An 11,344-nucleotide genomic window follows, 5' to 3' on the forward strand; every position below is an offset into this window, starting at 1 on the left:
GGCTAAAAATGACACCGGATCAAAAGTTTGCACGCTATGTAAGGTTTTCTCTCATAGGGTTTATCTTAGTATTTATTTACTATTTAGTGGCCGATATGGTTTTGCCTGTGACACCACAGGCACGTGTATACCACCCTGTTGTGCAAATATCACCGCAAATTAGTGGCCGAGTCACTAGTGTGCAAGTTAATAATAACCAATCAGTTAAAGCGGGCGATATATTATTTAGTATCGATGAAGGCCCATATAATTTAGCCAAAGAGCAAGCTCAACTCGCGCTTGATGATGCCAAATTACAAAACAAGCGTCTTGATACCAATGTTAAAGCCCTTGAAGCACAAATTAGTGCTGCAAATGCTAAGCAGCATGAGCAACAGCTATTAAAAAGCAGAGGCGAAAAACTCTATACTCAAAAGTCTATATCGGAGCAAGAGCTTGAAAGCATTCGTGCTAACTTTGAGGCCAGTAAAGCAAATGTTGCGGCCCTAGAAGCGCAGTTAGCTGAAGCGGTTTTAGCTAGAGGTGACTCAGGTAATAAAAACTTAGCTATGCGTCATGCAGCTAACCAGTTAGCGCAGGCTGAGTTAAATTTATCCTACACGCAAGTACGTGCACTAAGTGACGGCGTAGTTGCTAACTTACAATTATTAGACGGCGCGTACGCTGTTGCAGGTAGCCCATTATTAGCTATTGTCGCTAAAAAAGCCGACTTAGTTGCCGACTTTAGAGAAAAGTCACTCTCAAATATGAAGCAAGGCACTCAAGCGCGCGTCGTATTTGATAGCCGCCCAGGTGAAGTTTACGACGCAATACTAGAAACATTTGAAGCAGGTGTTAGCAACGGTCAACTTAGTGCAAATGGTTTACTAAGTACAACAGAAACCAGCAATCGTTGGGTACGTGACGCACAGCGTCAACGCATTCATTTAAAGCTCGTAAATCATCAAGACTTAATAGCGAACATGCCAAGCGGGTCACGTGCAACAGTACAATTATTACCCGAATCGACAATTGGGCAATGGTTTGGCTCTGCACAAATTAGATTTATTAGCTGGTTACACTACATTTATTAATGGAGGCTTTATGACTCAAATTGTTAGCCAAGGCCCACAATTAGACTCTAATGGCCTTCGCCAAGCACTACGCATTGCAGGTGGATGCACCCTTGGCTTTACTATTAGTAAATTAATGAACTGGCCTAATGGTATATTTTTTACCGTTTATCCTATGTTGATATTGGGCATGGTACCTACGTTAAGTCGTGGGCTTATAAATCAATTTATAGCATCTGCTGCATTTAGCGCGCTTATAGTGCTGATAATGCAGGGATTATTTTCTCACTTGCCAGTCGTTATGACATTGTTAGTGTTTGGTGTTTTCTGCTTTTTATTTCACCAAATGAGTAGCGGCAGCGCCTTTTTATTTGGCGCTTTAGGCGTGATAAGCCTTTCTATTCAGCTACATTTTTCGAGCTATGTTGATGAAGGAAGTAGTATTTATCCGTTAATTTTAACTAATGGTTTGGCTATATTTTTAACCGTTGTTATTGGAGCATTAATGCATGGCCTATTTCCTGATGTAACCGCAAGGCCCGGGCGAGTAATGCCAGCTAAAGCAAAAGAAAGTATTCGCCATGAGGTATTGTTATGCTCAACCGTGGCTACGCTCTCTTTTGTGGTTTTTCAGGTTCTTGATTTACAAGACTCAATATCTGCGCAGGCAGCTTCTGTGCTTATTTTGTTTTCATTGTGCTGGAAAGCCGCAGGTATGGCTGGTTGGCAGCGAGCAATTGGAACGCTTATAGGGTGTAATGCAGCGTTACTATCGCAACTATTTTTGTATAGTCACTCTGATTTTTTACTTTTTCCGATGGCTATTTTATGGATACTTTCGTTTCTTTTTGCGCGTTTTCATATTTTAGGCGGAGGCATACCTGGTATTGGTTTTGGTGTGTTGACTACGTTTGGTATTTTATTTGGGAACTCACTCGGGCCAGGCCAAGATCTTGTTTATAGCGCAATGTACCGGTTTAGCTCGGTATCGGTGGCTATAATATTAAGTCTGTGCGTTGTGTATATTATGCACCATATACTTAATCGGTTTAGTGTAACTCGCCATCATACTTTTGATTAGGTAAATCTTGTTTTATAAAACTAAAGGCTGCAATTGCAGCCTTTTTTATAAGCTTAGTTAAGCTATTTTTATAATATAAATAAACTATAATTTTGTTTTAAATACTCACCAGCAGCTCTTTGTACACAATAAAGTTTTTAGTCTTTTTGGGTGATAAGGAGCGTAAGCACACCCGCTATAATTCCCCAAAAAGCAGACCCCACTGAGAGTAATGTTAAGTTAGATGCTGTTACTAAAAAAGTAACAATTGCGGCCTCCGTATATTTAGTACTACTAAGGGCTTGCTGCAAACTATTAGCAATGGTGCCAAATAGCGCAATGCCCGCCAAAGCTAAAATAAGTGCCTGCGGTAAACTTGCCACCAACCCGACTAATGTAGCCGCGCACAGCGCCATTAAAATATAAAATGCGCCCGCCGCTATACTCGCCCAATAACGTTTATCATGATTTTTATCCGCTTCATCACTCATACAAATAGCAGCAGTAATAGCGGCTAAATTAATAGAATAAGCTCCAAACGGGGCGGTAAGCATATTTACAAAACCAGTCACATTAAGAGACGCAGATATAGGCGCTTTATATTTATGCGCTTTTAAAACAGCAATACCCGGTAAATTTTGCGAGGTCATGGTAACTATATAAAGTGGTAAACCTATGCTAATGCATGCTTGCAAGTGAAAAACGGGTTCAATATAAGCAAATTCGCTCATTTTCCAGTGCAGTGCGCTGGTATCAATATGGCCCATTTGCCAAGCGAGTAGTACACCTATAATAAGCACACTTAACATAGCAAAGCGGGCAAAAAAGCGTTTACCAATAAAGTACATAACAACCATTAAGCCAATCACTAAAGGCATGTCGTTCATAAAATTAAAAACATCAATACCAAAGGTAACAAGTACGCCGGCCAACATGGCGCACGCAAGCTCACTTGGAATACGGTTCATTATTTTTTCAAACCAGCCCGTCACCCCCGACAAAAAAACGAGCAATGCACTGAGCATAAACGCGCCAATAGCCTCGTTTAAGTTATACCCTTGTGCACTTGAAATCAGTAATGCAGCCCCCGTGGTAGACCACGCAATTAAAACAGGCACTTTGTAATAGTACGACAAACCTATTGACGTTGTGCCCATCACTAAACCAAGCATTAAAATCCAACTAGCTACTAAATCGGGCGTGCCTCCAAGGGTTATCACCACCTGATAAATCAATGCAATGGAACTCGAAAAACCAATAATTACAGCCACAAGCCCTGCTGTAATTCGGTTAAGCAACTGATCAGACACCTTCATAAATCCCTCGTAATGCCATTTATGCAGCACACAACATACGTGCCCGATAAATGCATTGCAATTAGCGATTAGTTTACAAAGAGTGAAAAAAATTCACTTTTTATTTTTTATTGTAATTAACGTCAAAAAGTCACTTTTAACCATTGTATTTAACTAAACAAACAAGTACCCACAAACGCGCCAAAGGCCGCATAAACCCTACAAAAAACCAATACTAAAAAGAGTGAAAAACATACCAAAAATAAATATCCTTATATTTTATAAGGAATTATGAAATTTAGAATTAATTCTTTTCGGTTACATTTATTATCTTGATCTAATCCATTTAATAATATAAAACGTAACAAACAGTTAACCAAAAACACTAAAAGAGAAACAAATGAAGAGATCTGTCGTCTTACTAATTGCTATACCATTATCGGCATTTGCAGTTTATGGGCTATTTTTTAATGCAGATGAAACGGGCGAACCTATCGCGCCTGTTGCTATTGATTTTGTTCCTATTGATTTACAAAAAACGCGCAATACACATCCCCCTGCACCTATTGATATGAGTAAAGATCCAATTACCGTTAAACCCATTGTTGCCCCTGACAACAATTTACCGTTTGAAGAATTTGATGCCGTAAATCGCCTATCCGACAAAGCAAAGCAAGTGCTCATAAACGCAAAAGTTTTACCTACCGACTTACATAACGAAGCCTACATTGAGTTTGATTTAAATTCTTTACAGGCTTTAGAAACTGGCGAAAATTTTGATTTAGCTATTCCGCAAACAGCCGAAACATTCACCGCAGAAGTGACTAATGTGGTTGAGTCTGAAAATGGCGATAAGAGCATATTTGGCAAAATAGTGGGTGTTGACGGTCGCATGCATAATACCGTTTTAACGGTAGGTAAAGATGCCGTATATGGTCAATTTACTGCGCCTTCTGGCAATTATGTATTCGAAAGTAAAGGTAAGTACGGATGGATTGCAGCAAAACGCGATTTATATAAAAGCCACATAGAGCATGATGTAACCGCACCAAAACCCAAATCAGATAAAAGCATCGATATATTTGCACCAAAAATTGATGGCTAACCAATAATCAAAATATAAAAAAACAACTAAAGCCGCACTATAAGGCAGCTTTAGTGTGTCTGCTTTTTATGAGCTCAACCAAGTTAAAAACAAGTTCCAACCACAACAAGAGTAAGGAAATACAATAATGAAAAAAGTAATCACAACAACCGCACTGGCTGCGGCATTATGTGCAGCAAGTGTTGCACAAGCAGAAACAATCGATATCGGTATTTTATATACCGACCAATCAGCTGCTGCAACTAGCAATATTGACACTAAAATAAATCAACTAATTGCTTTTAGTAATCAGGTATATAGCCAAAATGGCGTTGATATAACACTACGCTTAGCTGGCAAACAAAACCTAGGTGACTATGCAGTAACGCCGTCTGAGGATTGGTTAGATTCGGTTACAAATAGCAGCTACGTAGATGGTTTACGCAGCGATTGGAAAGCCGACATGATTGCCGTATTAGGTACTGGTCAAAGTGCTGGCAATGGGCTTATTTCATGTGGTTTAGCATGGGTTGGCCAAGGCACTAATGGCAATCTATACAGCTCAATGAGCAGCCGTATGTACTCAATCACTGCAATTGATTGTGGTGCAACTACATTTGTACACGAACTTGGTCATAACCAAGGTTTAGCGCATTCACGCAAACAAGGTGACACGTCTGGCGGTGTATATGTAGATGGCATGGGTCATGGCGTACAAAATGAATTTGCAAGTATTATGGCTTACCCGCACGTTTACGGTAGCGCAACTCAGTACGATTACTTCTCTAACCCTGGCTGGAGCGTAAACGGTATTGCATTTGGTATTACAAACCAAGCGCATGCAATTCGCACAGTTACTGCTACAAAAACAAGTATTGCTAACTTTAAATAAGCTGCCCAATAAAAAAGTGGGCTAAATAGCCCACTTTAAAGTTTTAACATGTTCTTCCCTGCAGAGCGCTTACGCGCTCTTTTAGATTAAGCTAATGCACAACGATTTTTTGCTTAATTGCTGGCATTAATGTTTTACCATTGCCGTCTACTTTGTTTAACAATTTAAGTCCCATCACTTTTGCAAGTACTGGGTAAATATCAAGATTATTTACTTCTTTAAGGCTTACACCTTGTTTAAATGCAGGGCCTACAGCAATAAATGATGCTGCCATATCCTCGGTATATGCATAACCGTGAGTCCCTAAATAGGTTGGTTTTTTACCATTGGTAAATACCGCTGGCGCTGTAGTTTGCACCACAATATCGCCTACGCGAGTGCCTTTATTGTAATGATACGCTGCTAATTGCTCGTCAGTTAATACTGTATAACGACCGTTTGACGCATCTCGTAAACGCGCTTTGTAACCTTCAATATCAGCGTTTTTAGCATCCGGTTGGGTATAAATAAGTAAACGTGGGCCAGTATTTTTAACTAAAAAGTTTTCATCTTGAGGCAGTGTGGTTACATCAATGCTTTTATCTGGATCTATACTCGTCATACCATGATCCGACACAATAACTAAGTTTACCTCTTGCTCTAATTTACTTAAGCGAGTTTGTAATTGCCCCATTAATTCATCAAGCTGTTTAACTGCATCACGCGTTTGTGGTGCGTCTGGCCCAAATTCATGGCCCATGCTATCAACTAGCGAAAAGTAACTCGCAATAAAACGTGGGCGCTGTGCTTTTGGTAAACTTAACCACTGAATAATTTGATCAACACGGCTTTGGTAATCGCTGTATTTAGAATAGTGATAAAAGTAATCTGGTGTCATGCCGTTAAATAATGCATCTGACTCAGGCCAAAAATAAGTAGCCGATTTAAGTCCCTGCATTTTGGCTAAATTCCAAAGCGGAATACCCTTTACCCATGTGCTATCGCCCAATGCTTTGCCCATGCTGTAACAGTCGTTTTTACGCGCTTTATCACAAAAGCTATTATCAACAATGCCATGGTTTACTGGCAGTAAGCCCGTAATAATAGAAATATGGTTAGGAAACGTTTTAGTTGGATAAACAGGTATTAGTTTTTGTGCGCGAACACCGCGCTCGGCCATTGCTTTTAAATTTGGCGCGCCGTGTTTTTCAATATAATCCCAACGCAGGCCATCAATTGATACAAGCACCACAGTTTGCTCTTTTGCAGCAAATGCGCTGTTCATTCCTAACATTAGGCAAATTGATACTGCCTTTAAAATCCACTGTTTCATTATAAACACCTATAAATGCACAACAATTACTCAAAAAATTATTTTAAAGCAAGTTGTTACTTTATGATACAAACTGATAGATTAAACCCTGTATATTAAAGACAAATGACTATGTGCTAAAAACTATGCCAGTCATCAATTGTAAAAAAGGACAAGTATAAAGATGACCATAGATTTTAGTAAAAAAATAACGCCAGCACGAATGTACCGCACAACCTCTAACTTACAGATGGCGCTAGAAAGCGACCGTGGACGTATTATTAACAGTGCTGCTATTCGCAGGCTGCAGCAAAAAACACAAGTGTTTCCGCTTGAGCGCAACGCAGCTGTACGCTCTCGCCTTACCCACTCGCTTGAGGTACAACAGGTTGGTCGTTTTATAGTGCAACGTATTTTTGCTAATTTAAGCTACGAGCAACAAAAAGATTACGGCTTAACCGAGCTAGAGCGCCCGCTAGAAAGCCTAGTAGAAATGGCCTGCCTAATGCACGACATAGGCAACCCACCGTTTGGGCATTTTGGCGAAGCTGCTATTAACCACTGGTTTAATAACAACCTAGCAAGCGTAACACCCGAGCGCTGTAAAGAACCAAACACCGGTATAGGTGTTGTTTTTAAACACCTTGCGCTTGATATTTGTAACTTTGAGGGCAACGCCCAAGGCATACGTATAATTCATTCTTTGCAAACGCTTAATTTAACCTACAGCCAAAGTGCTGGTATTTTAAAATACACTCGCCCTGCTGGGCTTGATGTAAAAGACATTCCGCAAAATAAAAACTATTTAATGAAAAAAGTAGGTTACTACTACAGCGAAAAAAACTTTGTTGAAGCGCTACAAAAAGAGCTCACTACTGAGCCTTACTGCCGCCATCCTGCAAGTTACATAATGGAAGCCGCCGACGACATTTCGTATTGCCTAGCCGACATAGAAGACGCCGTAGAAAAAGACATAATAAGCACTGAGTTGCTGTGCGAAAAACTTAAAAGTAGTTACAAAAAAGTATTAATAAATCTGTTAATCGACGACGCTCAACATCAAAATTTTGTAGACAAAGCCGTAGACTACGCACTAGAGCGTGCACAAGCACAACCCTATAATTTTAATAGTGAATTTTTTATATACCTGCGGGTTGCATTGCTACATCCGCTAGTAAATCACGCCGCAAAACGCTTTATCGAAAATATAGAACCTATTTATCATGGCGATTTTAACCAAGCGCTTTTAGAAGATAGAAGCCATCTACATGCAGTAACTAAAACACTAAAGCAGGTAGCGCTTGAGCATGTATTTTCAAACAAAGAAGTCGAAAAATTAGAGCTACAAGGGTATCGCATAATTAATGGTTTGCTCGATTGCTATAAACCATTACTGCTACTAAACAAGGATGACTTTAAGCGTGCACTAAATGGCGATTCACGTTTATTAATAGAGTCGCGACTTGTTAAAAAGCTCTCTAAAAAGCACTTAAATAGTTACCAACACGCAATAGATGCGATGCAAGAAGAGCCCGATCACTTTGCGGCATACGAGTTTTATTATCGTTGTAGATTAATCCAAGATTATATAAGCGGTATGACCGACCAATTTGCTTACGATGAATATCGTAGCCTTATGGTTATTGATTAGTTGTATTACTCTGGATAATTTTTAATTTTGCGCTTAAAATCAAACTATTAATATTTAAGCGCGCATAACTTCATGATATCAAAACTAATTAGATTTACCCTTTGCTTTGCCTTATTTTATAGTGCGCAAAGTGCTGCATACAACGAAGCTATGTGCATTTTAATTAAACAAGAAATGCAGCAAAATAGTAATAATAAAGCGAGTCAAAAATATCGTAAAGCTGCGCGTGATTACAAAAATAACTGTAATAAGCCAAAAGAAATTCAAGCACAACCTAAGCCCCAAATAATAGAGCCTGAGCCGACTATTATTACTCAGCCACAACCTAAAATTGTTGAACCTGCCCCTGTAATTAAACCTACTGAAGAAGCTGTTAAAGAAAGCATCAACGAGCAAACCCTTAATTTAACTAATGATCAAAAACAACAAATAAACGATCAGCTAAATACCAACAGTAACGAAATAGTAATTGATGCAGAGCCAACAAAAGCAGCACCCGAGCAAGTAGTTATAGAGCAAAAAAACGAAGCTGTGATAGAGCAAGTAAAACCGGCGACGCCAGAGCAAAGCGTTCAACCTACGCCTGAAAATCCTGTACTTGTAAAACCAGCACCGGTGTTAACTAAACCAGCGCCTGTAATTGCGCCGCAACCTGTAGCACAAAGCCCAAGCTCGTTACTTTTACCCACTTTAATACTTGTTATAGTGGTACTTATTGGCGCTATAGTAGTCGTGCGCCTGCGCCGTGCAAAACAAAGTAAAACGATGGCAGAACCGACTATAGCGGCTCCACCTGAAGTTAAATCAGAAAAAATTGCTACGCCAGCTAAACCTGAAATTAAAGAAACAAAGCCAGTACAAACAACAAAAGAGCCAAAGATTGAGCCTGTCGTCATTAACGAAGCAACTCAAAATAATAAAGCAGTTGAGAGCAGCGTAGCGACAAATGAAGAGTCAGTGGAACCTACTAACACAGCGCAGATCTCAGATGAGCAAAACAACGTAGTTACTCCATCGCAAACAAGTGAAATTGAGTCTGCACAAATGGAGCCAGCAGATACTTTAGAGCAAACAAGTACCGCTACGTTTAACGAAGTAAAACAAAAACCTGAACCTAATACCGCCGAGTTTGAAGCCGCCGCTAAAACAACCTTAGAGCGCATTAAAAATGCCAGCAGCTTTAATGAGCCAGAGGTACGCGACTTTGACCCAGATGCAAAGCCAGTAAAAAAACAACGTAAGCACTATACAGCGCAAGTAACGGAATCTGCGCCAATAGAAGCCGAACATAACACTGTAGAGCCGGTTATTACTACTCCTGAGCCAGTAACAGCGAGTGAGCCGGTTATAGATTTACACGCTCCAGAGCAAATATCTGACGCTCAATCGACTACGTATACAACCGAGCAAGACTTTAAAGAACCAGAGGTGCGTACATTTAACCCAGATGCACCATTACCTGGTGAAAAGCCGATGCCTAAAAAAGAAGACGCGATACCTGAGCAAGCACAAACAACACCGCTAGTTGATGAGCCAGTAATTGAGCCTAAAAAAGCGGTCAGTAACAATCCATTTGCTAACTTATCGTTAGACTCAAGCTGGGATCCTGACTCGGCTGAAAAGCCCAAAATAGAAGAGAAAAAACGCGCCCCTAAATCACAAGCATTAATAGATGCAGAAGAACGCGCTAAAAACATGCAAACCAAATAGTAAGTTTTAAAGTAGCGCCTCATATTTGAGGCGCAGTTTTAGTAACCAAATAATTAACTGCTTTTTTACCCCATATTACTTACACTCTTATCCCATCCTAAAATGCGCCCTAGTAATTAGAAGCTTCACTCTCGCGCAAACAAGCTCTGCGCCTAGTGCAATATTCAAGCTTGAGAGTCTTTTGTAAGCCTACAACTTGTTGACGCGATGGGTGCAGAGCATACATTTAACAGGTGGTATTTTTAGACTGGAGTTTACGGCTACGTTATACGTAGCCTTAAATTAAGCTAACTTGGTCAACATGCCCTAATTAAAAGTCCTAGTTAACAGCCCTAGCGGTACGTTTATTTTTAAGCTTTAACCCGCCAATTAATAGCAGTGGCCCTATAAACATAGCAAGTCCATACACGCCACCGGTAACCGCGTATTCTGGTTTATTCAAAAAGCTAATAGCAATTAAAATAGCTAACGATGCATTTTGAATTCCAACCTCAATTGAAAGCGTCAGCGAATCAGTTAAATTTAATTTTGAACACTTAGCAATTAACCAACCAACAACCATTGAACCAATATTAAGTGCTATGCACGCCCAAAATACATCGTTAAATGAGCTAACTAATAAATCGCGCTCTTTTATTACTAGTGCGGCAATCATCATAAGCATAAAAAACAACGAGAAGCGTCTAAAAAACGGCTCTGCTTTAATGGCAAAATCACTTTTAAAGTGACGTAACCAAATGCCTATAGCAACTGGCACTAAGGTAATAAAAAATAGCCCTAATGAAGTAGTTAAAATAGAAAAAGTAGCATCGTCTGCTGGGGCAAACTGACTCATAGCAAAGCCAATAATAAACGGTGTGGTTATTATACTAATTGCGGTAGAGGCAGCGGTTAAACTTACCGAAAGCGCTAAATTAGCTTTAGCAAGCTGGCTTACTACATTTGACATAGTACCGCCTGGGCAGGCAGCTAATATCATTAAACCAATAGCGATAGGCGTTGGTAAGTTAAGTAAATAACACAGCCCTAATGCTAATAAAGGCATTGCTACAAGTTGGCCTATTAAACCCATAACAATGGCAAGCGGGCTTTTAAATAGACGAGTAAAATCGTTTGTTGTAAGCCCAAGACCCATACCAAACATAATAAGTGCAAGAGCGAGCGGAAGTATTACTTCAGTTAATATAGATGCATTCAAATTAGACAGCCTCGTTTGTTATTGTTTTTAATTGGAGTGTTAATTTTTAAGTTAACTGTATACCAATTCGCTTAATTAAGTGATCTATTTTGAGGATGGAAAAACGTGTTG

General features: G+C 39.7%; 9 protein-coding genes. 6 read left to right on the forward strand and 3 right to left on the reverse strand.

Annotated features, from left to right (window positions below):
- The first annotated feature begins 8 nt into the window (after positions 1 to 8).
- Complete coding sequence (locus tag GQR38_RS19310) at positions 9 to 1,073, forward strand: HlyD family secretion protein (RefSeq protein ID WP_165721967.1); 1,065 nt, start codon at positions 9 to 11, stop codon at positions 1,071 to 1,073.
- 10 nt (positions 1,074 to 1,083) lie between these two features.
- On the forward strand, positions 1,084 to 2,133 hold the full coding sequence (locus tag GQR38_RS19315; protein WP_024607811.1) for a DUF2955 domain-containing protein: 1,050 nt from the start codon (positions 1,084 to 1,086) through the stop codon (positions 2,131 to 2,133).
- A gap of 137 nt (positions 2,134 to 2,270) precedes the next feature.
- Here the strand turns inward: GQR38_RS19315 and GQR38_RS19320 are convergent, their stop codons facing one another.
- On the reverse strand, positions 2,271 to 3,428 hold the full coding sequence (locus GQR38_RS19320) for a benzoate/H(+) symporter BenE family transporter (protein ID WP_121953525.1): 1,158 nt from the start codon (positions 3,426 to 3,428) through the stop codon (positions 2,271 to 2,273).
- A 379-nt stretch (positions 3,429 to 3,807) separates the two neighbouring features.
- On the opposite strand from GQR38_RS19320, the gene GQR38_RS19325 reads away from it, so the two are divergent.
- The gene (locus tag GQR38_RS19325; protein ID WP_007583574.1) at positions 3,808 to 4,512 is read left to right on the forward strand and encodes a hypothetical protein; all 705 of its coding nucleotides are present in this window, start codon (positions 3,808 to 3,810) and stop codon (positions 4,510 to 4,512) included.
- Positions 4,513 to 4,639: 127 nt separating this feature from the next.
- Positions 4,640 to 5,383, forward strand: coding sequence for a zinc-dependent metalloprotease family protein (locus GQR38_RS19330; RefSeq protein ID WP_007583576.1), 744 nt, complete (start codon positions 4,640 to 4,642; stop codon positions 5,381 to 5,383).
- Between the two features lie 91 nt (positions 5,384 to 5,474).
- Here the strand turns inward: GQR38_RS19330 and GQR38_RS19335 are convergent, their stop codons facing one another.
- A complete protein-coding gene (locus GQR38_RS19335) occupies positions 5,475 to 6,695 on the reverse strand; it encodes an ectonucleotide pyrophosphatase/phosphodiesterase (RefSeq protein WP_024591549.1) in 1,221 nt (406 codons plus the stop codon).
- Between the two features lie 163 nt (positions 6,696 to 6,858).
- Between GQR38_RS19335 and dgt the strand changes: the two genes are divergently transcribed.
- Positions 6,859 to 8,325: a dGTPase gene (gene dgt, locus GQR38_RS19340; RefSeq protein WP_165721968.1), complete on the forward strand. Its 1,467-nt coding sequence runs from the start codon at positions 6,859 to 6,861 to the stop codon at positions 8,323 to 8,325.
- Between the two features lie 72 nt (positions 8,326 to 8,397).
- A complete protein-coding gene (locus GQR38_RS19345) occupies positions 8,398 to 10,035 on the forward strand; it encodes a cell surface protein (RefSeq protein WP_165721969.1) in 1,638 nt (545 codons plus the stop codon).
- A 319-nt stretch (positions 10,036 to 10,354) separates the two neighbouring features.
- On the opposite strand, the gene GQR38_RS19350 is transcribed toward GQR38_RS19345, so the two are convergent.
- Positions 10,355 to 11,233 (reverse strand): bile acid:sodium symporter family protein, encoded by an 879-nt coding sequence (locus GQR38_RS19350; RefSeq protein ID WP_024591551.1) that lies wholly within the window; start codon positions 11,231 to 11,233, stop codon positions 10,355 to 10,357.
- Positions 11,234 to 11,344: the final 111 nt, after the last annotated feature.

Source organism: Pseudoalteromonas sp. c7(2019) (genome assembly GCF_011378625.1).
GTDB classification, from domain to species: Bacteria; Pseudomonadota; Gammaproteobacteria; order Enterobacterales; family Alteromonadaceae; genus Pseudoalteromonas; species Pseudoalteromonas arctica.